Below are 22,653 nucleotides of genomic sequence, written 5' to 3'. Positions count from 1 at the left end.
GACTCCGGCCCCAGCGCCTACAACGCCTCGGGCCTCGTGACGGCGGCCGGATCGGGGCGGACGAGCCTGTGCTGATCCTGTCGCCCGCCACCTGTCGCAGGCGGCGGTGGGCAACATCTGGCTGATCTGGACCCACGTTTCCGGGGTGGCATGGAGGTCAACCTGCCTGGCCGGCGCGGCTGGGACGGTCTACAGCTCGCCGAGGATGCGGGCGCGCTGTTGGGCGTGCTCGGCGTCGGTGATCAGCCCCTGCCGGTGGAGGTCGGCGAGCTGTCGGAGCCGGTCGGTGATCGTGGAGGCGGGTTCGGTTGTCGGGGTGGCGTGGGGATGCGTTGCACGGTTGTCGGGATTCACCCCGACAACCTCGGTGGGGGTGATCCAGCCGCCCGGAGGCGGTGGGGCGCCGACGGTGGCGGCGATCTCCCAGAAACGTCGAGGCTGGTGTCGCGGCCGGCGGCGGTGGTGAGGTGGCGCAGGGTGTCCGGATCGCAGTCGAGTACGCGGGTCAGGCTGGCGATATGCAGATCGGCCAGAAGGGTTCGGCCGGCGAGGGCGTCCATCATCACCGTGGTGTCGATGTTGGCGCGGGCGGCGAGTTCGGTGGGAGAGACCCCGGCGAACTCGGCGTAGACGCACAGGTATCGGGCCAGGGCCCGCCGGGCGGGCGGCGCCTGCGGGTCGATGGTGGCGACCAGGTGCCCGAAGCGGATCCTCCGTCGCGCGGTCGGCAGCTCCGGAAGGTCTATGACGGGCTTCGCCCGCAGGCCCGGGGCGGCGATGAGTTCGAGCGTCACGCACTGGCGGGCGTATTCCTCCCGGATCGTGGCGACCTCCGCGGCGACCGTGCGGACCTTGAGCAGTTCCTCGCGTGTCTGGTGGAACTGCTGCTCCAGCTGGTTGGCGCGGCGCATCTCGTTCTGCCGGCCGTTCTCCACCCGGCGCAGGTTGTCCAGGTACCGGTCGGTGTCTTCCCGGAGGCGGTCCTGCAGGCGGGCGATCCTGCGTTGCAGGCTGGGGATGGTCGGGCCGCTGTCGGGCACGTTGCGTAGCGCGGGCTTGCCCGCTGGCCTGCTGACCGGGCCGGTGTAGCCGTCGGGCAGCTGGCCGCGGGCGCACTGGTACCAGCCGGCGGCCAGGACACGGATGCTCGAGGTGTCGCAGCTGTCCGGGAGGCAGGCGATGATCAGCTCGACCATTTCCCACGTAGGTCCGAGGCGGTAGCGGCTGAGCTGTTCGGACAGCTTCTGCCGGCTCAGGCCGGGAAAGTGCAGGCCGCGCATGCGGGCGTTGCGCAGGATCTGGGGCTGGCCGTTCAGGCCCAGATAGTCGTCGATGAGGCTGCGGACGTAGAGGGTGTACTCGGCCGCGTCGGGGTTGGCGCACCGGCGGCGGATCGTGGACTCGTCCACCGCGTAGGGGCGGCTGTTGCGGCTCACGGGGCGGTGCCCGGTACTCATGCGATCGTCCTTGAGGCACGAGGGGCGAGCCAGACAACGGTCGATGTTGTCGGGAGTCTGTCTGGACCCTCTTTCCCGACGCAAGGGATGCCGGGAAGAGTCATCCATGCCGATCAACGCTGACTGCCTGGTCGGTCAGGGTGCTCCGCGCCGCTCGGTTGGCCGCCTGATCAGCACGGAGCACCCGCCATCTATACATGATGCGAGAGAGCGGTGACAGTGTGAAGCACTCCGGGAGATCCGCGATGTGACCGCAACAGTTCTGTCCGCAGCCCGACGCCCCGGTGTCCTCGTCGCCGCCGCCATGGCCAGTATCGGCGTCATCACCGCAGTGCGGCAGAGCCAACTGGCCAGACGTCCTCGTCGCCGACCCTGGTAGGGCTGTTCGGCGGCTCTGCCCCGCCGACCAGGTCAAGCCAGCCGCGGTCGAAGCCATGCGCGAGGTCGGCATCGACATCACGTACCAGATCCCCAAGCCCCTCGAGTACGAGACCGCGGAGTCGCTGGACCCGATCGCGAATCTCGTCACGGATTGGGGGGCGTGCCGCTGCCATCCGACAAGCCGGTGCAAGCCCGCAAGCCCAACTGGTGCCACTGCACCGAATGTTGTTCGACGCCTGCTGTTGTTACGTCGCTGGCGATGGGCGGGCAAGGGTCAAGGCCGGGTAGTTAGGGCGTTGCGGCTGCTGTCAAGCGGGGTTTGCGGGGTTTGCGGGGTGGGGATGGTGTGGGTGGTGGGAGTGGTTCGGTGGTGTCGTCGTGGATGGTGATGGCGAGGTTGGTGATCTTCTGGTTGGTGGTGGGTCTGCCGGGTGGGTGTTTGGCGTAGCGGGACAGTGGTGATTTGACGCGGCGGGTGCTGGTGCGTGCTCGGCGTGGTGGGAGGAGTTCAGCGAGGACGGCGCGGCCGATAGCGCCGGTGAGGTCGGTGTTCTCGGGCAGGACGTCGGCGGCGTTGGTGAGTTGTTCCCGGGCGGTGTGCAGGGCGATGGTGAAGCTGGCCCGGTCGGGGTCGGTCCCGGGCCGGGTTTCGGTGGCGTGGACCATCGCGGTGCGCAGCGCCTGGTAGACGGTCAGCAGTGCCCACAGTTCCTGCTGGATGCCGGTCGGGTCGCCGGAGCGCAGGATTCGTCCGTGCAGGATGGTGTGGCGCAGGGCGTAGTACGCCGATTCGTGTTCCCAGCGCTGGTGATAGAGCTCGACCAGGCGGTGTGCCGGGTGCCGGCGGGGGTCGCGCAGGGAGGTGACGAGGCGGTAGACGCCGGTGTAGGTGGTGGCGTCGGCGCAGGTGACGGTGACGGTGGCGTCGATGACCCGGACGGGGACGTGGTTGAGGACGCTCAGGTATGAGCCGTCGTCGAGGCGGGCCAGGACCGGCAGGCGGCGGTTGCCGCGCAGCCGGCCCAGGAATTGGGCGCCGGTGCCGGCGACCGCGGTCAGGAACATGTTGGAGTCGAAGCCCTTGTCCCACAGCACGAGCATGCCGGCATCCAGCAGATGCAGCAGTTTGCTGGCGTAGCTGGTCTCGCCCTCGGCGGTCGGTCCGAACACCGCACCGAGCATGCCGCGGGTGCCGGTCTCGACCAGCGTCATCAACTCCACCGCCGGGTAGCCGTTTCCGGTGCGTTTGCCGAGCCAGGCACGGTTGCGGGCGGTGTCGGCGGTGCGTTGGGAGGTACAACCGTCGAAGGACACCGTGCGATAGCGGCCGAACCGCACCCCGGGAGTGTGTGGCTGCGCGAGAGGCCCGGCGAGGACCTCGAAGAGGGCCTTCACCGGAGCGGGACCGACGCGGCGGCGCAGGTCACGTAGCCCTTTACCCGATGGGACGACCACGACCAGCCCCACCAGCCCGGCGATCATCTTGGCCCAGACCCGCCGGTAGCCGACCTCCGGGAACAGGCACATCGCCAGCACGAAGTACACCCCGACCCGGGACGGCAGGTTCCGTAGTCTTGCCTGCACCGTACCGGTCTCGGCCAGCACCGCATCGACGAGTTCAAAGGGCACGATCGAGGTGAGTTCCCCGAGATGGCCCGGGGCGAACACTCCCGCCGCGACCCGGACAGTGCGGGTGATGGCGGCCACAGTGCGGGACAGGGCAGAATGATCCGGCAACGGAACTCCCGGGCAGAAACGGTGGATCTTGGTCGACCGCCAGTTCTACCGGAGTTCCGTTGCTTTTACCGCCCCCGGGCCCATCGGCTTGACAGCCACGCCCGCCGCCTAAGGGTCTGCCGAGAAATAAGTAGAGGTTTTCCTGTCCGGGCCGTGTTGGATGTGGTATGGCCGTGACGGTGGAAACCGAACAAATGCTGGCGGCGAAGTTCGAAGCGATCTTTCCGCATCTGGATGAGCGGCAGCGTCGCCTGCTGATGGGCGCTGAGGCGCGGGCGTTGGGGCACGGCGGGATCCGGGCGGTGGCCCGGGCTGCCGGGGTCGCCGAGAACACGGTCTCTCGCGGCGTGTCCGACTTGGACGCGGGCGATCCCCCTTTGGGTAGGGCACGCCGCCTGGGCGGAGGCCGCAGAAGCCTGTCCGAGACGGATCCGGGGTTGCGCCCGGCGTTGCTGGCTCTGGTCGAGCCGGACGAGCGGGGCGATCCGATGTCGCCTCTGCGGTGGACGACCAAGTCGACCCGCACCCTCGCCGCGGAGTTGACCCGTCAGGGCCACCCGGTGGGCGCCGACACCGTGGCCGACCTGCTGCGGTCCGACGGGTTCAGCCTGCAGGCCAACGCCAAGACCATCGAGGGTAAGCAGCATCCGGACCGCGACGCGCAGTTCCGCTACATCAACGACCAGGTCAGAGACCATCAGGACACCGGTGACCCGGTCGTCAGCGTGGACACCAAGAAGAAGGAACTGGTCGGCCCGTTCGCCAACGCCGGCCGCCAGTGGCGGCCGGCCGGTGAACCGGTCGCTACCCGCACTCACGACTTCCCCGACAGCGAGCTGGGCAAGGCGGTGCCTTACGGCATCTACGACCTGGCCGCCAACACCGGCTGGGTCAACGTCGGCACCGACCACGACACCGCCGCGTTCGCCGTGGAGTCGATCCGCCGTTGGTGGAACAGCATCGGCTCCAGCGACTATCCGCACGCCAGGCGGCTGCTGATCACCGCGGACGCGGGTGGCTCCAACGGCTACCGCACCCGCGCCTGGAAAGCGGAACTGGCCGCCCTCGCCGTGCAGACAGGGCTGGACATCACCGTGTGCCACTTCCCACCCGGCACCTCAAAGTGGAACAAGGTCGAACACCGGCTGTTCTCCCACATCACCATGAACTGGCGGGGCCGGCCGCTGACCAGCCATGACGTGATCGTGCAGAGCATCGCCGCCACCACGACCCGCACCGGCCTACGCGTACACGCCGCCCTCGACACCAACACCTACGACACCGGCGTACGCCTCAGCGACCGACAACACGACGCGCTACCGCTGAGCCGCCACGACTGGCACGGTGAGTGGAACTACACCCTGCACCCCGAGGAATACGAACAGGTCAACAACGCCCCCGACCCGTTCGACCAGCCCAGCCCCGACCTGGCCTGGCTAGCGCATCCGGCCCTGACCGGACTACCCCCCGACGAGTGGGACGCACTGATCACCACCCTGATGACACTGCACGACCAGCAGCGGGAAACACGCCTGAACAAGCGACGCGGTCACCGTCCCCGACTGACCGCGCCCGGCACCGGCCGCCGCCCCGTCCTCACCCTCGCCGACCGGCTCATCGCCGCCATCCTGCACCACCGACTCGCCCTGTCCCAGGTCGCCGTCGCCGCCCTGTTCAGCGTCCGACCCGAAACAATCAACAGGCGGATACGCGAGACCCGGCAACTCCTGCAACAGGCGGGACACAGCATCCAACCCGGCCCACAGCGACTCGCCACCCTAAACGACCTCTACACCCTCGCCACCACAGAAGGCATCACCACCCCGCCAGAGCCCAAAGCCGCGTGTTGATGATCTGCAGCCCCTAACTACCCGGCCTTGGGGCAAGGGTCGCGGTCAGCAGCACCACGGCGAGAATCTGAGCGGCGCCCAGGACGGTGACGAGTAGTGGCAGGGATTGGCTGTAGAGGGCTCCAGCGAATCCGCCGCCGGCCAGTGCGGCCACGCCTTGCACGGCGGCGAACACGCCGTACGCGGTGGCGCGTCGGTTCGGTGGGACCAGGTCGGCAACCAGGGCCTTGACGGTGGAGTCCTGCACACCGACAGCCGCGCCCCAGAGCACCGTCCCGGCGATGATGCTGATGCCGCTGTGGGACAGGGCCAGCGCGGGCACCGCTGCTGCGAGGGCGGGCAGCGCGTACAGCACTCCCGCGCCCCAGCGGTCATACAGGTGCCCACTGGCCAACGCGGTGACCGCGGCGGCGGCCATCGCCCCGGCGTACAGGATCGGCACCGCCGCGACGGCGATCAATCCGGTCTGGCTGGCGTGATACGAGATCAGCCCGAACGTGACCAGCCCGGCTGTCGAGGCCGCGGCGGAGCCGGCGAACCAGAAGAAGCGGCGGGGAAGGTCAATGCCCAGCCACAGCAGCTGCGGGCCGTTGCGCGTGGACGTTGCGCGGACCCAACCGCCGGGGCGGAGTCGCGTTCGACGGCTTCCGGATCCGGCACCCGCCGTCCGGGCGGCGGCCCCAGAGGGGGCGGTTTCTGGGGGTCCTCGCAACACCTGATGGCTTAGAGACCGTCGGGTAACCAGCTCCGAGCGTTCTGTTACGGGGAGACACGTCGATGCCAGGTGCTCGACAAATAGATCATCCCCGCCATGATCGCGTTGTGTGCGCAACTGCAACTGTGGCGGGGATGACGCCCGTTCATGCTATCCGTCGAGCTTGACCGATGCGATGTGGGCGATCCTCGCGCCCTTGATGCCGGTACGCGACCTGCGTAAAGGCGGCCGGCCGCGCAAGTGGGGAGATCGGCTGATCCTGGATTCGATCTTCTATGTGCTGCGGTCGGGCTGTCCGTGGCGGATGATGCCGCGGGATCTGGCGCCACCGGACGCGGCACATCGCTGGTTCACGACGTGGCGGAAGAACGGAACGTGGGACGCGATCCACGACGAGCTTCGCCGGCAGGTGCGGGTAGCGGCCGGTCGTGAGCCGGAGCCGACAGCGGCGGTGCTGGACGCCCAGTCCATCAAATCCAGTGAGGGCGGCGAATGCCGTGGGTTCGACATGGGCAAGAAGACCACCGGCCGCAAGCGGCACCTGGTCGTGGACACGATGGGGCTGATCCTGGTCGTGATGGTCACCTCCGCCTCGGTCAACGACCGTCCCGGTGGCCGGCGGATCCTGGCGCGGCTGGCCGAGGCGTTCACCACCATCGCCCTCGTGTGGGCCGACGGCGGCTACGCCAACAGCATCGACTCCACTCTGCTGACCTGGGCGAAAGAGCAGCTCGGCATCCTGGTGGAGATCGTCAAGCGCAACGACGACGTCAAGGGCTTCAAGGTCCTACCGCGCCGGTGGGTGGTAGAGAGGACGCTGGGTTGGCTGGTCCGTAACCGACGCCTGGCCCGGGACTACGAACGGCTGACCGTCAACTCAGAGTACGGCAGCCGCCAGTTGCTAGCTGACCAGGGTGTAGTCCCGGTTCAGCCGTGTGCGTTGGTGGAACCAGCGGGCGCGGGCCTGGTGACGGCGTCGCCAGTTGAGCCAGTGCGTGGCGTGGCCGGGTGGTTTCGGATGCTGGAGGGCGTTGGCGAGTAGTCGTTTGACCTCGGGGACGGTCAGCGGGATCATTCCGGGCTCGGGTGGCGGCGGCTGGTCCGGTGTGCTTGGCGGCGGTGCCTGGGTGTCGGTGCGGTCGGCGAGGTGGGCGGCGGTGACCGCGCAGACCGCGAGGGCGGCCATGACCAGCACGGTGTGCCGCTGGATCGCGGTGTAGAGCCTCGCTTGGCACTGATCCAGGCCGAAGTGGTCCTTGCTGAACTCGAAATCTTCCTCGACCGGCCAGCGCAGCCCGGCAGCGCGGATCAGCCTCGTCTTGGTCAGGATCTGCCCCTCGGGCACATGGCAGTAGTGGAAGGCCAGTTCACCGCTGCGCAGGTGACGGCGGATGAGCAGATGATGGCGGGGCGAGGCGGTGGCGATCCACGCCCAGGCATACCAGCGCTGTCCCTTCGACCCGGTACCGGCCGAGCGGACCTCCCACCGACGCTTGTCCTTGACCAGCAGCGTGACGGCCTGTGCGCAGGTCAGTTTCGCTTCGGAGGGCAGGTCGATCATGAAGGTGGCAGCGACCCGCAGCACGTACGCCTGCCCGTGCTGCTCGAAGAACTCCCGTAGTTGTGTGCAGTTGCCGTACACCTCGTCGCCGCAGGCGAAGTCGAATACCAGGCCGTCGGCGAACGCATCAGCACAGATATCGATGGCCAGCTGGCCCTTGGTGCGGAACTCCACCTCCGGCGGCAGTCCCATACCGGCCGAGGCCCGGGGGTCGGTGATGTGCTCGGCCGGGATCCACTGACGCGCCCCGATCAACGCGTGCCCCGTCTTCTCCCGAACGTAGGACAGGTGCACCGTGTTGATCCCGTTCGCGACCCGGCCCGCGCACCCCATGTACTGCCGCTTCACCCCGCACGTCGCCTTGCCCTGCTTGGGCTGGCCCGTCTCGTCCAACGCGCCGACGACCAGGCCACGCCGCCGCCGACGGCGCGCCGCCTCGTCCAGACCCGCAGCGGCGAACCGCCGGACCTGGCTCATCGCGGCCGTCGTGTCCCACACCGCCCGGTTCAGCAGCCGCTGCGTGCGGTCCGGCGTGGCGTCCCCGACCTGCTCGGCGATGGTCCACCCGTTGCGCTTCGGCACCTGGCTGACCAGCGCCGATATGTATCTTCCCGCGTGCTGCCACGTCTGCGTTCGGGCGAAGCACGACCGCAGCCGCTGCAACAGCCCGGCCCGTTCCCGCACCGCGCGCCCAGCCGCTACCCTGGCAACCGCAGCCGCCTTCGATCTTGTAGTCCTCACAAACACATGATCGACAGGCGGCTGCGTCCACGTTGCACGCCCCCACCGCGTCCCGCGAGGTCAGACCACCAATGGCGGCTGCCGTACAGAGGCCATGATCAAGGTAGCGATGATTCGACTCATGACGATACGCCTGGCCGGTCAAACGATCCGCTGGGCCAACGCCACCGAGCGCGAAGCCGCCCAACGCATCAACGTCGAGCGACTTCTCGCCACGTAGTCACCCGGTTACCCGACGGTCTCTTAGAGGCCGCGCAGAATGGCGAGGTGGGGCAGGCGTGTCTGAACGAGTGCAGGCACAGGATCCATGATCATGAAGGTGCTTACGCCTCGTGATCACCGGGAGATCCTGTGCCTGCTATCCCAGCATGGCTGATCGAGCCACTGTGGGTCCAGTTCACCGCGCTGCTACCTGACCGGCCGACGTACGCCCCGACGCATCCGTTGGGCTGTCACCGCAGGCGGGTCGATGACCGGATCGTGTTCGACAAGCTGATTCAGGTGCTGCGGTTCGGGTGCTCCTACGAGGCGATCGCCGATGCCACCTGCTCGGCCGCCACGATCCGGGGCCGTCGTGACGAGTGGATCCGCCTCGGGGTCTTCACCCAGCTCAAGCAGATCGCGGTGGACGCCTACGACCGGCTTGTCGGCCTGGTACTGAACGACATCGCCGTGGACGGCTGTATCACCAAAGCACCCGGCGGAGGCGAGTGCGCCGGGCAGGCCGTTGGTGTTCTCGTTCGATCCGCGCTGCCAGGGCGAGTGCGGGTCGCAGAAGTAGACGGGCACCCCGGTGGCGACGGTGAACTGCTTGTGCGAAGCTACGCTCGACGCGTGGACGTATCTGAAGCAGCGCCATGACGACCGGGAGGCTGCCCCGGCGGTGGCGCACGCTTCTGGTGCTCGCGTCCGTAGCGGCGACCGTGCCGGTGCTGGCATGCCCCGCGAGCCCTCTCACGCTGACGGCCGCCCTGGTCTTGACGGTGGCGCAGGCGGCGGCCCTGTGGTGGCTCGACCGCCATCCCCGCCGGGGCACCGCGGTGGTGCTGCTGGCCAGTGCGGGGTTGCAGCTGATGTTCCCGTTGTTTGGCCCGAACATCGCCTTCGTGGTGCTGTGCACCCACGCGTGGCTGCGACCGGCCGCCGAGACTTTGTGGATTCTCGGGTTCGCGGTGGTCTGCGTCGGTGGTCCGGCGGTGCTGCACGGGGGCTGGACGACGGCGGCGTTGTGGGTGGGCGCGGTGCTGCTGGCCTGGAGTTGGGGCGCGCTGGCGCGGGCCCGCGGCGAGCGTCGGGTGGCCGAGCGGCGGCAGGTGGTGTTGGAGGAGCGCGCCCGCATCGCCCGGGACCTGCACGACGTGCTCGCCCACACGGTGTCGGTGATGGTGGTGCAGGCGGCCGCGGCCGACGACGTCTTCGAGTCGGATCCGCAACGGGCGCGCGAGGCGCTGCGGCGCACCGAGGAGGCCGGGCGGCAGGCGCTGACCGAGCTGCGCGGCTTCCTGCGCACGGTCCGGGCGGACGACGAGGCGGACGAGGGCCCGGACCGCGGGGCTCCGCAACCGACGCTGGCCGACCTGCCTCGGCTGATCGAGATGATGGGCGCGACCGGCCTGCGGGTGGCCCTGATGTGCGACGGTGACGGCGAGGTGCCGTTGGGAGTACAGGTGGGCGCGTACCGGATCGTGCAGGAGGCGCTGACCAACACCTTGCGGCACGCGGGCGCGTCGGCGGCGGAGGTGCTGGTGCGGGTCGACGAGTCGGAGGTGCGGGTGCGGATCACCGACGACGGCCGGGGGCCGGCCGGGGGTTGCGGCAGCGGCCACGGACTGGTCGGCATGCGGGAACGGGCCTCGCTGCTGGGTGGCACGCTGCAGGCCGGGCCACGGCCGGGCTGCGCCGGCTTCGAGGTGCAGGCCCGGCTTCCCGTACGGGAGACGTCGTGACCATCAAGGTGCTGATCGCCGACGACCAGGCGCTCGTGCGTGCCGGTTTCCGGATGATCCTCGAGTCCCGCGACGACATCGAGGTGGTCGGCGAAGCCGGCGACGGCGAGCAGGCGATCCGGCTGGCCGGGCAGACCCGGCCCGACGTGGTGCTGATGGACGTACGGATGCCGGGGCTTGACGGGGTCTGCGCCACGGCCCGGCTCACCGCGGCGACGGATGCCCTCAAGGTGATCATTCTGACCACGTACGACCTGGAGGAGCCGCTCTACGCCGCGCTGCGTGCCGGTGCCAGTGGTTTCCTGCTCAAGGATGTGCGGCCGGCCGACCTGGTCGAGGCGATCCGGGTGGTGGCCGGCGGCGACGCCCTGCTCGCCCCGACCGCGACCCGGCGGCTGCTGGACCGGTTCCGGGCGACCGATCTCACTCCGGCCGCGCCCTCGGACACCCTGGACCGGCTCACCGACCGGGAGCGGGAGGTGTTGACGTTGCTGGCGCGGGGCGCCTCCAACGCCGAGATCGCGGACCGTCTCACGGTCACCGAGGCCACGGCCAAGACGCACGTCTCGGCCATCCTGCGCAAGCTGCAGGTGCGCGACCGGGTGCAGGCCGTCGTGCTGGCGTACGACCTCGGACTGGTCCGGCCGAGACCCTCGTCCTGAAGGAGGAGAGCCGGAACCCGTCTCTTGCCGGAGGTGCTCGGACCCCGCGGATTCTTACCGTCGGGACATGACTTCTCCGGAGCAGCGCACGGCGGTGCGCCTGGTCGTCGTGTTGCTCGTCGTGAGCATCGCCCTCAGCGTCCTCGCCACCGTCGCCGGGCTGGCCGGGCACGCCGTCCCGCTCCGTGCGAACCAGATCCTGATCCTGCTCGTGGCGATCGGCTACGGGTGGGTGATCCGGCGGCTGCGGAACGGCTCGGCCACCGCGTACCGCCGGGTGCGGATCGTCTCGGTGGCCGGCTTCGTCGCGGCGGCCGGGCAGCTCGTCCTCGGCGGGCATCCCGCCTGGCTGCGTACGGTCGAGGCCGTCCAGCTCGCGGTGCTGGCCGCCTTGATCGTCGCGGTCAACCGGCCGATCGTCCGGGCTGCCTTTCCCGCCGTACCGGACGAGCGGCCGCACAATCGGCGAGCCGCGCTCGCGCTCGCCGTACTGGCCCCGCTCTGCGCCGAGGTGAGCCTCGGCACCGTTCCCCTGCGGATGGCCTGGGCGTGGCTGATCTTCGCGCCGATCTACGCCGCCGGGACGCTGGCGCTGCGCGAGATTCTGCGGCGGACCGGCGGCGGGTACGGGAACCTGCTGCTGCTCGGCGTGGCCTACGGGCTGGTCGAGGAGGGGCTGGTGCTGCAGAGCCTGACCAGCCCGCACCTGTACGGGGCGGCCGGCTGGTCGCCGAGGCTGCTCGGGGTGAACACCGCCTACACCGAACTGAACCTCGTTTACCACGCCGTGTTCAGCGTCGCCGTCCCGGTGATCGTGGTGGAGTACCTGTTCTCCCGGCACGGCACGGCCCCCTACCTGAGGCGCGGCGGCGTGATCGCGGCCGGAGTGATCGCTGTCCTCGGTGCGCTCCTGCTGCGGATGAGCGTGCCACCGTCCGAGGACCCCGGTTACACGATGCCGCTCACCGCAGGCGTGGTCATCGCCCTGCTCGCGGCCGCGGTGACCCTGCTGGCCCTGCGCGTACCGCTGCACCCGGCCCGCCGCCGGGCCGCGCCCCCGATCCCGCTCATCGCCGTCGCCGCGGCCGTCGCCGCCTTCGGCTTCCTCGCGTTGATCTGGCCATTCGGCGGCGCCGAGCAGCCGCTGTTCACCCACGGAACCTGGTCCCTGCTGCCCATGGCGGCAGGGGCGCTGATCGTCGCGGGTCTGCTGTACGCGGCCTGGACCGTCGCCTGGACAACCCGCGACCTCGCCGCGGCGGCCATCGGCGCCCTGCTCGGGCACACGCTGTTCGGCCTCGTCGGCAACGCGCAGACCCTCACCGACCGACTGTTCCTGGGCGGCGTCGCCGGCCTGACGGCGCTGTTCGGCGCCGCCGTCCTGCGCCGGCCGCCCGGCCGGACGAACGCCCAACTCATCGACGCATGACGAAGGAGGAAGGCATGTTCACTCGAGCGGACCGGCGCCTGACCGGCGCCTGTGCCCTGCTCGCCAGCGCACTGTCACTGGTGATGATTCCCTTGTACTTCATCTATTCGGGACCGCCCCCGGCCGGCAACGTCCTGACCCGGAACCTGCTCACCGTGGTGATCTTCACCCTGTTCCTGCTCTTCGTCACCGGCACGCGGCGGATGCTCGGACCATCCGCCCGCCTGGCCGGCGACATCGCCGCGGTCTCCGGTGTCGTGTACGCCGCGATGACGCTGGTCGCCGCCTCGCTGGAGACCGGCGTCGCGCTGGAGCATCCGGACGGATCCCTGGACCCGACGGTCGACGGACCGTTGGCCCACGGCATGGCCCTGCTGCACGGCCCGATCGCCCGTCTGCTCATCGCCACCTTCCTGACCGCCCTGGCCGTCGGCGCCCGCCGAACCGGTGCGCTGCCGAGGTGGGTCCGTATCGGCTCGCTCGTGCTGGCGGTAGTGAACGTGGCCTTCGTTCCTTCGCTGTTCAACGGCATGAACCCCGCGAACTTCTACGCCGCCAACGGCTGGGGGAGCACCGCCAGCATCGGAGCCGTCTTCATGCTCTGGACCGCGGTTCTGGGCGACGCGATCCTGCGAACTTCGCGCGACGGATCTGACGGCCCCGCCCAGCCAGCCCGCCTCCAGGCCGAGGAGGCGCGATGACGACAGACGCCTGGGACGGCATCGTGCTCAAGAAGTCACGAGGCCTACTGGACGGCTCATCCCTGTACCGGCGCCTGAAGATCAGACTGGCCGACGGCAGCACCATCACAGTCCGGGTCGGCCGGGACCTATGGAACGCCGTCACCGAAGGCGACCGCGTGACCAAGGCCGCCGGCCAGGGCCCGCGGCTCGTCGAACGCCGGTGAGGAGCCAGCCGGCGCCGCCGAGCAGGGAGCTTGCCGCCTACTCCCAGCTACCACCGGATGTGAGCCAGAGCCGTTCGTGTTACGGACCCGGGGCTGGGGCAGGCCACCGGTTCATCGCATGCCGGCACGACCGTGCCGGCACCACCGGGGGGAGAGCCACCGTCATCGACGGCGTCGGCGAGTAGATCCGGCCTCGTTGAGGTCCGGCGTTGGTGGTGACTTGGGTCCTGTAGCCGGCCTGGTTACGCGGGCAGGGTGTAGGCGAGTCGTTCGAGCTGGCTGGTGCGGTCGTGGTCGAGGGTTCGGCCGGATCACTGAGCGTTTAGGCGCGTCACGCCGTCCAGGCCGTGGTGAACCTGCCGACCAGCTCACTGGCACGCGATCGTCGAACGGCCGCTGATCGGTGGTCGTCGGTGTTCAGACCAGCTCGCCGCGTTTCCTGGTCAGGTAGGCGCGCTCGGCGGTGTTCTGCGTGGCGGTGATCGCCGCGTCGTAGGCATGTTTCGCCTCGCCGCTGCGGCCGAGCCGGCGGAGCAGCTCCGCGCGGGTGGCGTGCCATGCGTGGTAGCCGGTCAGCGGCAGCCGGTCGACCAGGGCGAGGGCGACCTCGGGGCCGTCCAGTTCCGCGACCGCGACGGCACGGTTGAGGGCGACGATCGGCGACGGGTCGAGCCGGGTCAGCTGGTCGTACAGGGCCACGACCTGCGACCAGTCCGTGTCCGCGGCCGTCCGCGCGTCGGTGTGCACGGCGTTGATCGCGGCGAGTATCTGGTAGCGGCCGGGCTGGTTGATCGCCAGGCACTCGCGTACCAGGTCGTGACCCTCGTCGATCAGGGCGCGGTTCCAGCCGGCGCGGTCCTGCTCGTCGAGCGGGACCAGCTGGCCGTGCCGTACCCGGGCCTCGCGCCGGGCCTCGGTGAGGAGCAGCAGCGCGAGCAGGCCGGTCACCTCCGGTTCGCCGGACAGCAACCGGCGTAGGATCCGGGTCAGTCGGATCGCCTCTGCGGTGAGTTCGGCCCGGACCGGGTCGCCGTCGCCGGTGGCGAGGTAGCCCTCGTTGAAGACGAGGAACAGCACGGTGAGGACCCCGCCGAGCCGCTCGGGCAGATCCGCGGCCGTGGGTACCCGGTAGGGCACGTTGGCCGCGGCGATCTTCTTCTTGGCCCGGGTGATCCGCTGCGCCATCGTGGTTTCGGGTACCAGGAACGCCTGGGCGATCTCGGGCATGGTGAGCCCGCCGAGCAGCCGCAGCGTTAGGGCGACCCGCGCCTCCGGCGCGAGGGCGGGGTGGCAGCAGGTGAACAGCAGTCGTAGCCGATCGTCCTCGACCGGTCCGGTCGGCTCGTGGGGTGTGTGGTCGGCGTTCATGAGGGCCGCCTGATGTTTGGCGTCGCGCTGCTTTTCCCGGCGGATCCGGTCGATCGCGCGGTTGCCCGCCGTCGTGGTGAGCCAGCCGCCGGGGTTGGCCGGCACACCGGACTGTGGCCACTTCTCCAGCGCGGTCACGAGCGCCTCGGCTGCCGCCTCCTCGGCGATGTCGAGGTCGCCGAAGCGGCGGGTCAGCGCGGCGATCAGGCGGCCGTACTCCTCGCGGAAGACCCGCTCGACGGCCGCCGTCGCGTCCTTCATCGATGCCTCGCGGCGGGCCGGCTCAGCCGAGGCCGTCGAACGGGCGGACCTCGACCCGGCCCCGGCACGCCTTTGACCCCTCGGCCGCGAGCTGGAGCGCCACGTCGAGATCGGGGGCGTCGATGACCCAGAAGCCGCCGAGCACCTCCTTGGTCTCCAGGTAGGGGCCGTCGGTCAGCACCGGGGTCTCGCCCTGGCCGTCGACGACGGTCGCCGTCGAGGCCGGCGCCAGGCCGCCGGCGAAGACCCAGTGGCCGGCGGCGCGCAGCCGGTCGTTGAAGGCGTCGGTGGCGGCGAACGCCTCCTCCATGGCCTCCTTGGAGCCGTAGTTGCCGAACTCGCCCATCTCGGCGGGGCCGTGCACGGCCAGCAGGTAGTGCGTCATCACGGGTCTCCTCGTTCCGGGCGGTCCGACGACCGTCTTCCACCCCACCACGAACGGCGCCGCGTCGATACGACACCGCCGCAGGATCTATTTTCCCGACGTGTGTTCTGTCGGATCCGGGGCCGCCGTTCGTGGTGGGGACAGGAGCGGGGCGCACCGGGCGCCCCGCCGAGCAGAGGAGCCCACCATGTCTGCCACCGTCCAGGCCGCCACCGTCTCGAACCCGACCGTCCAGGACACCACCCGGGAGGCCCGCAGCGCCGGCGCGCCCGGCGCCGAGCGGCAGCCGCTCGCGAAGCGCGGCGTCGCCGCGGCCGTCGTCGCGTCGCTCGCCACGACCGTCCTGGCGGCGGCCGCGTCGGCCGCCGGCGTCTCGTTCGCCGACGGGCTGCCCGTAGTCTCCGGACCAAAAACAACGCTTAGGTCCGCGCTTGTGTAGCTGGCCCACGTCACATGGTCAGGCCGCCCGGTGACGCGTGGCGCTGAGGCGAAACGGATGGGTGTACTCGGTACCGCAGCCGGCGCACCAGGCCCGGAACAGCAGACTGGTCGCGGTGTCGACGGGACTTGGTCCCACCTCGTAGCGGATGCCGTCGATCATGGCGTAGAGGTGCCGCCAGCGGATCGGGCAGAGGCAGGCCGGCGTGCTCATGCCGTTGCCCGCCCGTCCTCGGGATCGGGGGCTCGCCACTCTCGGGGCTTGGCGCCGGTGGCATCGGCGACTTGGGCGACGTCGCGGTGGCTGTAGGCGGTGCGGGTGCCGGAGATGGACATGCCTGCGGCTGCGGCGAGGTCGCCCAGCGTGTAGGGGCGGGGTTGGACGAACTCGCGCCCGTAGGCGATCAGCTCACGGATCCGCTGCTCGGCTTCCTCCTTCGCGCGACGGGCACCGGCCAGCGCGCCGATGAGCGGATCCTGGTCGCCTCCGTCCCACGCGGCCCGCAGGTCCTCGGTGGCACGTTCTTGGTCTTCAGCGGCTTCGTCCCGTGCGGCGAGGAAGCCGTCGTCATGTTCCTCGCCGGGGTCGGGCTGCGGGATCGGGTACAGGATCGCGGCCACGTCGGTGAAGATGTCTCGTCGAGTCATGTCCTACATTCTGCGCAACCAATTGCGATGATCGCAATAGATTGCGTCGGCCGCAAGCAAAGTTGAGATCCCATATCCGATCTTGTCCAAGAAGCGATAGATTCCCGCACAAGATCAAACACGGGCACTGCGGGCGGTCAGACCCGTACAGAAAACCCGTTCAAAAACGGGTCTACTGCCGTTCTCGTGGGTCGGGTTCATGATCGTTGTCCTGACCCGGCGAAGGTGACATGTTCCAGTCAAGTTGACCTGCTGGCCCGGCAGTCAGGCCAGCCGACCCACTGAAGCTGCTCTGCGTGTCGGAGTTGCCCAAGGCTGCAACCGCCGGAGCCGGGTCCTACGGTCCTCGGCTTCTTCCGTACGTATCAGTTCGAGTGGGTCTCCGTAGCTCCCGGCGGGTCCAGTGAAGTTGACATCTCGCTGGTCACAAGCGTGCCCACTGATCAGTTGTGTTGGGTCAGGACAATCGTCCGGGTAGTGGTGGGCAGAGGCCGCCGCGGCGGAGGTTGGCCATGGTGATCAACGCTTTGGCGCTGTGGTAGCCGTAGGCCTGGCGGGTCAGCACGCGCAGGTGGACGTTGTTGGCCTCGATGCGGGCGTTGGACAGTCCGCTGTCGAGCATGTTGTGGATCGCGGGCAGGTGACGGCGAATCGTCTTGGCCAGCTTGACGAACGGGGCCAGCTTCGACCGGCTCGCCCAGCGTAGCCACGCCTGCAGCAGGAGCCTGCCGTCGGCGCCCTTGACCGCGATGATCTCCCGGAACTGTTCCTTGAGCAGGTACGCCCGGTACAGCGGCCGGTTGGTGGCCTGGATCGTGGCCAGGGTCGCCTTCTGCTTGTCGGTCAGGTTCGGCGGGTTCTTCCACAGCGCCCACCGGGCGTCTTTGAGGGTCTTGGACGCCTCGGTGCGGCCGCCTTTGCCGCCACGGGCGGTGTTCCACACCGCCCGGCGTACCTCGTCGAGGGCGTCGGTGACCCAGGCGACCAGGTGATAGGGGTCAAGGCAGCGGACCGCCTGCGGCGCCCGCTCGGCCACCACGTCACCGATCCAGGCGGCGGCGTCGGCCGACACGTGGGTCAGCGCCGCGGCCCGCTGCGCGCCCAGCTCGTCGAAGAACGCGGCGACGGTGGCCTTGTCCCGCCCGTCGGCGGCCCACACCAGGCGGCCGGTGTCGTGATCGACGACCAGGGTCAGGTAGCGCTGGCCCTTGCGGTAGGCGACCTCGTCGATACCGATCCGTTTGAGTCCGGCCAGTCGATCGGCGCCGGCGGCGGCAGCGTCGACGACCCGGCCGACGATAGCGACCACGCTGCGCCAGGCGATGCGCAGCAGCCCGGTCACCGCCGACGCGGACGTGCGCGCGGCCAGCCACGCCGCGGTGTCCTCGAACGCCGTGGTGAACCGGGCACCGTGACGCGCCCACGGCACCGCGATCACCGTCGGCCCGTGCTCGGCACAGTCGACCCGAGGCACGGCGGCCTCGATGACCACCCGCAGCGTGCCGAAGTCCAGGTGCCGCCACCGCCGCCTGCCCCAGCCGCGGTCGTACCACGGCGCGCGAGCCCGGCAGCGCCCGCAGCGACGCGCCGCGCCCTTGCGCGGCCGGGCAGAGATCACCAAGACCTCACCGTCGGTGTCGTCATCGAGGCGCACGCCCTCGACGACGGCCCGTTCCAGCCCTGCCTGTCGATGCAATACCCTGGTCAAACGCACGCCGTTTCCCGATCTTCAGTTTCTGACCTTCGACAAGCCAGAAACCTAGACGGGACACGGCGTGCCCTGTCGATCAGGGCGTCAACCCACCCACGAGAACATCACAAGAGCCCCAAAAACCCGGCGTGTCCAACAATGCGGCGAGACGCTTGACAGGCACCCTGACCGGGTGACCGCCACCCCCACGCCCAGCCAGGGCGACCTGCTCGCGCCCACCCCGCTCGCCGGCGCACTCGTCGGCTACGGCCGGGTCTCCACCCGGGAACAGAACCTCGCCCGGCAGCAGGCCGCACTCACCGCGGCCGGCTGCGCCAAGTGCTTCTTCGACAAGGCCAGCGGGAAGAACGCCGACCGGCCCGGCCTGCGCGACGCGTTCGAGTACCTACGCCCCGGCGACGCGCTCACCGTCGTGTCCCTCGACCGGCTCGGCCGCTCCCTGGAAGACCTCATCACCATCGTCGGCCGACTCAAGCGCATGAACGTCGGCTTCCAGTCCCTGCACGAGAAGCTGGACACCACCACCGCCGGCGGCATGTTTGTCTTCCACGTCTTCGCCGCCCTGGCCGAGTTCATCCGCACCATCATCGTCGCCAACACCAGCGAGGGCCTGGCCGCCGCCCGCGCCCGCGGACAACGCCTCGGCCGCCCACCCGCGATGACCCCCGAGAAGCTCGCGTACGCGCTGCAACTGCTCGCCGAACCCGACCGGTCGATGTCCTCCATCGCCAAGCTCCTCGGCGTGTCCCGCAGCACCCTCTACAAGGCCCTACCCGAACTCGTCCCAACCCAGCTCGCCCAGAACCGGCTGGACGCCCAGATCGCCCGGCTGCCCGCCGACCCTCGGCCGCTGCCATCCGTCGAGCCGTACGACCAACTGCTGTCCAAGCACAGCAAGTGAGCCCACCGCACCGCAAGATCAACGCCGTTTGCGGGGGCGCGTTCCTGCGCCGCGGCTGGCGGGGCGGCTCCACCCGGCAGGACCCGCGGGCGACGCCGGCGCCGGATCTGGTCAACCGGCAGTTCACCGCGACCGGACCGAACCGGCTGTGGGTCGCCGATGCCACCCGCATACCGTGTGTCGGGGTACTCGTTGGAGTGCAGAGGTGAGTACGGCTGATCTTGCAGAGGTCAGGTGTCGCGGTGGGCGCCTTGTTCGTCACGGTGGGTTGCGTCTTGCAGGCGCAGGCGGGTGAGGCCGAGCATGTCGATCAGCCATCCGGGTCCGCCGGTGATGCCGCGGGCGCGTAGGAGGGTGTCGACCTGGTGGGTCGCCGGAGTGGTGCGGGCGAGGAAGTCCTCGCAGATCTGGAGCAGGAGTTGCAGCAGGTCGCCGCGGTTGGTGTCGCTGGTGGCTGCGGGGTCGTCCGGGGTGGCCGGGGTGGGCATCAGGCGACGTTCTCGATGGCGGTGAGGCGGTTCTTGAGTCGGTAGCTGGGGCCGTTGATGGGGACGACGTCGCAGTGGTGCAGGAGCCGGTCGAGGATGGCGGTGGCCAGGACCTCGTCGCCGAAGACTTGGCCCCATTCGCCGAAGCCTTTGTTCGAGGTCAGCAGGGTGGAGCCCTTCTCGTAGCGTTTCGAGATCACTTGGAAGACGAGGTTGGCCTCGGGTCGTTCGAGGGGTTGGTAGCCCACTTCGTCGATGACCAGGACGGTGGGGCGTAGGTAGGTTTGCAGCTTGCGGGCCAGGCGGCCGATCGCGTCGGCGGCGGTGAGGTGGCGGACCATGTCGTCGAGGGTGGTGAAGTAGACGGTGAATCCGGCTCGGCAGGCGGCGACCGCGAGGGACACGGCGATGTGGGTCTTGCCGACGCCGGGTGGGCCGAGGAGAGCGACGTTGGCCTTGGCCTGCACGAATGCGAGGGTCGCGAGGTCACGGACCTTGCGGGGGTCCAGGTCGGGTTGGAAGCTGAAGTCGTAGTCGTCGAGGGTCTTGTGGTGCGGCAGCTTCGACAGGCGTAGCCCGGCGCGGAAGCGGCGTTCGTCGCGGACGGCGAGTTCCTCTTCCAGGACGAGGTCGAGGAACTCCAGGTAGCCCATGGCTTCGGTGTCGGCCCGGCCGGTGAGTTCCCGCAGCGTCTTGGCCAGGTGAGGCAGGCCGAGTTTGGTGGCGCTGGCGTGGATGCGGTTGGTGACCAGCTCACTCACTTCGAGACGTCCTTCAGGTGTGGGCGGTTGGTGAACGGGCTGGCCGCAGCGATCTGCTCATAGACCGACAGCGGCCGGGCCTCGACGGCGATCTGGGCGGCGGCGGCCCGGTTGAGCAGGGCTTGCAGCGGCCCCTGGCCGCCGTCGTGACGGGCCGGTCGGCGTGCGGTCGACTGCCCGCTGTCGGGGTCGCCGATGGTGACGGCCCGGGTGTGTCCGTCGGGCAGACCGTCCCAGTGGCTCTCGTCGACCACGCGGGCGCCGCGGCCCACGGCCCGCTGGTGCGTGGCCAGCAGCGTGGTGCCGTCCAGACCGGGCACGATGGCGTGAATAGTGATCGTGGCGGCGGTCGCCCGAATCTCCACGAGTTGGCGGTGGCGGACCCGTCGGGCCGGCACGGAGTAGAGGTTGCCGGCGTAGGCGACCAGGCAGTCCTTGCCGACGTGCCGCAGATGCCGGTCGGCGACCACATACGGCCGGGCGGGGATCGGTCGCAGCGCGGCGTGGTCGCGGACCGCCCGCACGCCGATGATCTCGCCGTGGGTGCGATGCCTTACGGCCCGCCGCTGTGGCACCCAGGCCATGAACGTGGCGTCGAGTTCGGCCAGCGACGAGAACGCCCGCCCGGCCAGGACATGATCGCGGATGATGGTGACCTGCCGTTCGACCCGCCCTTTGCCGGTCGGCCGATAGGCGGCCAGCACATCGATGTCGAAGTCGTAGTGCCCGGCGAACGCGACCGCTTCCGGGTGCAGCGGCACCGCCTGGCCCGGGGCGACATGCCGGCGGACCACGGTCTTGGTCCGGTCGTAGACGATCGCCCCGGGAACCCCGCCGAAGTGCGCGAACGCCCGCCGGTGACACTCCCAGAACGCGGCCAGGTCCTGGCTGGTGGTGAAACAGCAGAACGGGTCCCGCGAGTACGACAGCACCATGTGAAACGAGTACACCTTCGGGATCCCGACATGGGCCAGGATGCCGCCTTCGTCGCCCCAGTCCACCTGCGCCTGGGCGCCCGGAACGACCTCGAACCGGCGGTGCAGCCCGGCCAGCTGATCCGGACTGATCCCCAACTCCGCAGCGATCCGCGGCCGGGCCTGCTGCAGATACAGCTTCACCCGCTGATAGTTGCCGGTGAACCCGTACTGCTCGACAAGGCGTTCATGGATCACCGTGCCCTTGAGCAGCAACTCCGCCCGCAGCCACGCATCGACCACGTGCGCGAACACGTCGATCAACTGCCCCCGAGCCGGCCGCGCCCGAACCGGCGGCACCACCTCGCCGCTACCAGCAGCCAGGTACTTCTTCACCGTCCGCCAGTTCAGGCCCGTCTCACGAGCGATCTCCGAGACACTCGCACCAGCCTCGTGCAACGCCCGGAACCGGCGCACATCCAGCCACCGCTGCTCATCCATCGCTCCCATCGCAAGCCGCCCCACGTCTGCCCGATCACGACCCGAGCAGCCTCACCCTCAGTCACCCGCTGACGACGGACAAACAGTGCGCACCTCTGCAAGATCAGCTGTACTTAGCTCTGCACTCCAGGCCGTACCCCGACACCGTGTGGTGAAGGCGTGTTCTGGCTGGCAGCGGTCCGTGACGCGTTCTCCCGCCGGATCGTCGGGTGGAAGACCTCCGACCGCTGCGACACCGACCTGATCCTCGCCGCCCTCGAATACGGCATCTGGTCCCGCGACGTCCGCGACGGCCAGTTGATCCACCACAGCGGCCGCGGGTCGAACGGCGGATTCCAGTGTTCGTCGCAACACCTCGATCAAGGGGTGTGCGCATGGGTAGGCCATCGGGCTGGGTGACGGCGGTGACCGGCTGGCCGGCGATGCGGTCGCCGGGCCGCCCGGGGGTGAACGAGCACCGGGAGGTGCGGCGGTGCAGTTGGCTGATCACGGTGCCGTCGGCGATGTTGAACGCGGCGAACAGGCTGGTGATGCCGTTGCGGGCGTAGTCGTAGGTGCGCCGCTCGGGCATGCCGGGCATCATCGGCAGCACGGGCTGCGAGCGGTCCAGGGCCTGGATCTGGGATTTCTCGTCCACGCACAGCACGACGGCCCGTTCGGGCGGGTTGTGGTAGAGGCCGACGACGTCGACGAGCCTTTCGATGAACTGCGGATCGGTGGACAGCTTGAACGTGTCCGCTCGGTGCGGTTTGAGCCCGAAGCTGTGGCCCACGGCCATCGCGCGATCTTCGGTTGTCCTCACAAACCATCGATGATCAGCGCGGTGGCCGTCCTCATGCCCACGCCACGCCCACAGCGAAGCCAAGTGACGTTGGAGTATTAACTCCCGCT

The 22,653-nt window shown here is 69.5% G+C and carries 22 protein-coding genes and 3 pseudogenes; 11 read left to right on the top strand and 14 right to left on the bottom strand.

Annotated elements, in window-relative coordinates:
- Positions 1-189: 189 nt before the first annotated feature.
- The 3 genes from JD77_RS34505 to JD77_RS30000 form a co-directional block, all read right to left on the bottom strand.
- Positions 190-354, bottom strand: coding sequence for an SHOCT domain-containing protein (locus JD77_RS34505; RefSeq protein ID WP_246141125.1), 165 nt, complete (start codon positions 352-354; stop codon positions 190-192).
- Positions 351-1,457, bottom strand: coding sequence for a hypothetical protein (locus tag JD77_RS30010; RefSeq protein WP_246141123.1), 1,107 nt, complete (start codon positions 1,455-1,457; stop codon positions 351-353). The genes JD77_RS34505 and JD77_RS30010 overlap by 4 nt, the downstream gene beginning before the upstream one ends.
- A 669-nt stretch (positions 1,458-2,126) precedes the next feature.
- Complete coding sequence (locus tag JD77_RS30000; protein WP_170286341.1) at positions 2,127-3,575, bottom strand: IS4 family transposase; 1,449 nt, start codon at positions 3,573-3,575, stop codon at positions 2,127-2,129.
- A 167-nt stretch (positions 3,576-3,742) separates the two neighbouring features.
- Between JD77_RS30000 and JD77_RS29995 the strand changes: the two genes are divergently transcribed.
- Positions 3,743-5,425 (top strand): ISAzo13 family transposase, encoded by a 1,683-nt coding sequence (locus JD77_RS29995; protein ID WP_145777173.1) that lies wholly within the window; start codon positions 3,743-3,745, stop codon positions 5,423-5,425.
- Positions 5,426-5,438: 13 nt separating this feature from the next.
- Here JD77_RS29995 and JD77_RS29990 read toward each other — a convergent pair whose 3' ends face one another.
- The gene (locus JD77_RS29990) at positions 5,439-6,140 is read right to left on the bottom strand and encodes an MFS transporter (RefSeq protein WP_425463582.1); all 702 of its coding nucleotides are present in this window, start codon (positions 6,138-6,140) and stop codon (positions 5,439-5,441) included.
- A 109-nt stretch (positions 6,141-6,249) separates the two neighbouring features.
- Here JD77_RS29990 and JD77_RS34495 point away from each other — a divergent pair.
- A pseudogene (locus JD77_RS34495) lies at positions 6,250-7,008 on the top strand (IS5 family transposase); the annotation flags it as partial.
- A 33-nt stretch (positions 7,009-7,041) separates the two neighbouring features.
- Here the strand turns inward: JD77_RS34495 and JD77_RS29980 are convergent.
- Positions 7,042-8,385 (bottom strand): IS701 family transposase, encoded by a 1,344-nt coding sequence (locus tag JD77_RS29980; RefSeq protein WP_246140610.1) that lies wholly within the window; start codon positions 8,383-8,385, stop codon positions 7,042-7,044.
- Positions 8,386-8,793: 408 nt separating this feature from the next.
- Here JD77_RS29980 and JD77_RS29975 point away from each other — a divergent pair.
- The 6 genes and pseudogenes from JD77_RS29975 to JD77_RS29945 all read left to right on the top strand — a co-directional run.
- Positions 8,794-9,168 (top strand): annotated as a pseudogene (locus JD77_RS29975) (transposase); the annotation flags it as partial.
- Between the two features lie 131 nt (positions 9,169-9,299).
- A complete protein-coding gene (locus tag JD77_RS29965) occupies positions 9,300-10,388 on the top strand; it encodes a sensor histidine kinase (protein ID WP_145777171.1) in 1,089 nt (362 codons plus the stop codon).
- Positions 10,385-11,050, top strand: a complete 666-nt coding sequence (locus JD77_RS29960) for a response regulator (RefSeq protein ID WP_145777170.1) — start codon at positions 10,385-10,387, stop codon at positions 11,048-11,050. Before JD77_RS29965 ends, JD77_RS29960 begins: the two co-directional genes overlap by 4 nt.
- Before the next feature lie 67 nt (positions 11,051-11,117).
- On the top strand, positions 11,118-12,479 hold the full coding sequence (locus JD77_RS29955) for a hypothetical protein (protein ID WP_145777169.1): 1,362 nt from the start codon (positions 11,118-11,120) through the stop codon (positions 12,477-12,479).
- Between the two features lie 14 nt (positions 12,480-12,493).
- Positions 12,494-13,180: a hypothetical protein gene (locus JD77_RS29950; RefSeq protein ID WP_211372744.1), complete on the top strand. Its 687-nt coding sequence runs from the start codon at positions 12,494-12,496 to the stop codon at positions 13,178-13,180.
- A complete protein-coding gene (locus JD77_RS29945) occupies positions 13,177-13,386 on the top strand; it encodes a DUF7489 domain-containing protein (protein WP_145777167.1) in 210 nt (69 codons plus the stop codon). The genes JD77_RS29950 and JD77_RS29945 overlap by 4 nt, the downstream gene beginning before the upstream one ends.
- Before the next feature lie 417 nt (positions 13,387-13,803).
- Here JD77_RS29945 and JD77_RS29940 read toward each other — a convergent pair whose 3' ends face one another.
- Both JD77_RS29940 and JD77_RS29935 read right to left on the bottom strand, forming a co-directional pair.
- Positions 13,804-15,015 (bottom strand): RNA polymerase sigma factor, encoded by a 1,212-nt coding sequence (locus JD77_RS29940; protein WP_145777166.1) that lies wholly within the window; start codon positions 15,013-15,015, stop codon positions 13,804-13,806.
- Positions 15,016-15,037: 22 nt separating this feature from the next.
- Entirely contained in the window at positions 15,038-15,400 is a 363-nt protein-coding gene (locus JD77_RS29935) for a YciI family protein (protein WP_145777165.1), read from the bottom strand.
- A 187-nt stretch (positions 15,401-15,587) separates the two neighbouring features.
- Between JD77_RS29935 and JD77_RS32610 the strand changes: the two genes are divergently transcribed.
- On the top strand, positions 15,588-15,839 hold the full coding sequence (locus JD77_RS32610) for a hypothetical protein (protein WP_170286606.1): 252 nt from the start codon (positions 15,588-15,590) through the stop codon (positions 15,837-15,839).
- An 18-nt stretch (positions 15,840-15,857) separates the two neighbouring features.
- On the opposite strand, the gene JD77_RS29925 is transcribed toward JD77_RS32610, so the two are convergent.
- The 3 genes from JD77_RS29925 to JD77_RS29915 all read right to left on the bottom strand — a co-directional run bounded on the left by JD77_RS29925 (position 15,858) and on the right by JD77_RS29915 (position 18,200).
- Positions 15,858-16,052, bottom strand: a complete 195-nt coding sequence (locus tag JD77_RS29925) for a hypothetical protein (RefSeq protein ID WP_145777164.1) — start codon at positions 16,050-16,052, stop codon at positions 15,858-15,860.
- A complete protein-coding gene (locus JD77_RS29920) occupies positions 16,049-16,486 on the bottom strand; it encodes a hypothetical protein (protein WP_145777163.1) in 438 nt (145 codons plus the stop codon). Before JD77_RS29920 ends, JD77_RS29925 begins: the two co-directional genes overlap by 4 nt.
- 457 nt (positions 16,487-16,943) lie before the next feature.
- Complete coding sequence (locus JD77_RS29915) at positions 16,944-18,200, bottom strand: ISL3 family transposase (protein WP_145777162.1); 1,257 nt, start codon at positions 18,198-18,200, stop codon at positions 16,944-16,946.
- Positions 18,201-18,369: 169 nt separating this feature from the next.
- Here JD77_RS29915 and JD77_RS29910 point away from each other — a divergent pair, with 169 nt between their 5' ends.
- Both JD77_RS29910 and JD77_RS33105 read left to right on the top strand, forming a co-directional pair.
- Positions 18,370-19,098 carry a recombinase family protein gene (locus JD77_RS29910; protein ID WP_246141120.1) on the top strand — a complete coding sequence of 243 codons (729 nt, stop codon included), beginning with the start codon at positions 18,370-18,372 and terminating at the stop codon, positions 19,096-19,098.
- Positions 19,095-19,307 (top strand): hypothetical protein, encoded by a 213-nt coding sequence (locus JD77_RS33105; RefSeq protein WP_145777161.1) that lies wholly within the window; start codon positions 19,095-19,097, stop codon positions 19,305-19,307. The genes JD77_RS29910 and JD77_RS33105 overlap by 4 nt, the downstream gene beginning before the upstream one ends.
- Before the next feature lie 21 nt (positions 19,308-19,328).
- Here JD77_RS33105 and JD77_RS29900 read toward each other — a convergent pair whose 3' ends face one another.
- From JD77_RS29900 to JD77_RS29885, 4 genes and pseudogenes are all read right to left on the bottom strand, one after another.
- Positions 19,329-19,586: a hypothetical protein gene (locus JD77_RS29900; RefSeq protein ID WP_145777160.1), complete on the bottom strand. Its 258-nt coding sequence runs from the start codon at positions 19,584-19,586 to the stop codon at positions 19,329-19,331.
- Complete coding sequence (gene istB / locus JD77_RS29895) at positions 19,586-20,347, bottom strand: IS21-like element helper ATPase IstB (protein WP_013289162.1); 762 nt, start codon at positions 20,345-20,347, stop codon at positions 19,586-19,588. Before istB ends, JD77_RS29900 begins: the two co-directional genes overlap by 1 nt.
- Entirely contained in the window at positions 20,344-21,762 is a 1,419-nt protein-coding gene (istA, locus tag JD77_RS29890; RefSeq protein ID WP_145776558.1) for an IS21 family transposase, read from the bottom strand. Before istA ends, istB begins: the two co-directional genes overlap by 4 nt.
- A 466-nt stretch (positions 21,763-22,228) precedes the next feature.
- Positions 22,229-22,525: pseudogene (locus JD77_RS29885) on the bottom strand (IS630 family transposase); the annotation flags it as partial.
- Positions 22,526-22,653 lie beyond the last annotated feature (128 nt).

The organism is Micromonospora olivasterospora, from assembly GCF_007830265.1.
Classification (GTDB): Bacteria; Actinomycetota; Actinomycetes; order Mycobacteriales; family Micromonosporaceae; genus Micromonospora; species Micromonospora olivasterospora.
Note: the sequence above shows the minus strand (reverse complement) of the source record. Positions and strands in the feature narration are given on the sequence as shown.

Bases quoted from the DNA above. Each gene is read 5' to 3' on its own strand.
- JD77_RS29965 (WP_145777171.1), top strand. From the start codon at position 9,300: ATGACGACCGGGAGGCTGCCCCGGCGGTGGCGCACGCTTCTGGTGCTC.
- JD77_RS29940 (WP_145777166.1), bottom strand. From the start codon at position 15,015: ATGAAGGACGCGACGGCGGCCGTCGAGCGGGTCTTCCGCGAGGAGTAC.
- istA (WP_145776558.1), bottom strand. From the start codon at position 21,762: ATGGATGAGCAGCGGTGGCTGGATGTGCGCCGGTTCCGGGCGTTGCAC.
- JD77_RS29920 (WP_145777163.1), bottom strand. From the start codon at position 16,486: ATGACTCGACGAGACATCTTCACCGACGTGGCCGCGATCCTGTACCCG.
- JD77_RS29935 (WP_145777165.1), bottom strand. From the start codon at position 15,400: ATGACGCACTACCTGCTGGCCGTGCACGGCCCCGCCGAGATGGGCGAG.
- JD77_RS29925 (WP_145777164.1), bottom strand. From the start codon at position 16,052: ATGAGCACGCCGGCCTGCCTCTGCCCGATCCGCTGGCGGCACCTCTAC.
- JD77_RS30010 (WP_246141123.1), bottom strand. From the start codon at position 1,457: ATGAGTACCGGGCACCGCCCCGTGAGCCGCAACAGCCGCCCCTACGCG.
- JD77_RS29995 (WP_145777173.1), top strand. From the start codon at position 3,743: ATGGCCGTGACGGTGGAAACCGAACAAATGCTGGCGGCGAAGTTCGAA.
- JD77_RS32610 (WP_170286606.1), top strand. From the start codon at position 15,588: ATGTCTGCCACCGTCCAGGCCGCCACCGTCTCGAACCCGACCGTCCAG.
- JD77_RS29955 (WP_145777169.1), top strand. From the start codon at position 11,118: ATGACTTCTCCGGAGCAGCGCACGGCGGTGCGCCTGGTCGTCGTGTTG.
- JD77_RS29900 (WP_145777160.1), bottom strand. From the start codon at position 19,586: ATGCCCACCCCGGCCACCCCGGACGACCCCGCAGCCACCAGCGACACC.
- JD77_RS29950 (WP_211372744.1), top strand. From the start codon at position 12,494: ATGTTCACTCGAGCGGACCGGCGCCTGACCGGCGCCTGTGCCCTGCTC.
- JD77_RS29945 (WP_145777167.1), top strand. From the start codon at position 13,177: ATGACGACAGACGCCTGGGACGGCATCGTGCTCAAGAAGTCACGAGGC.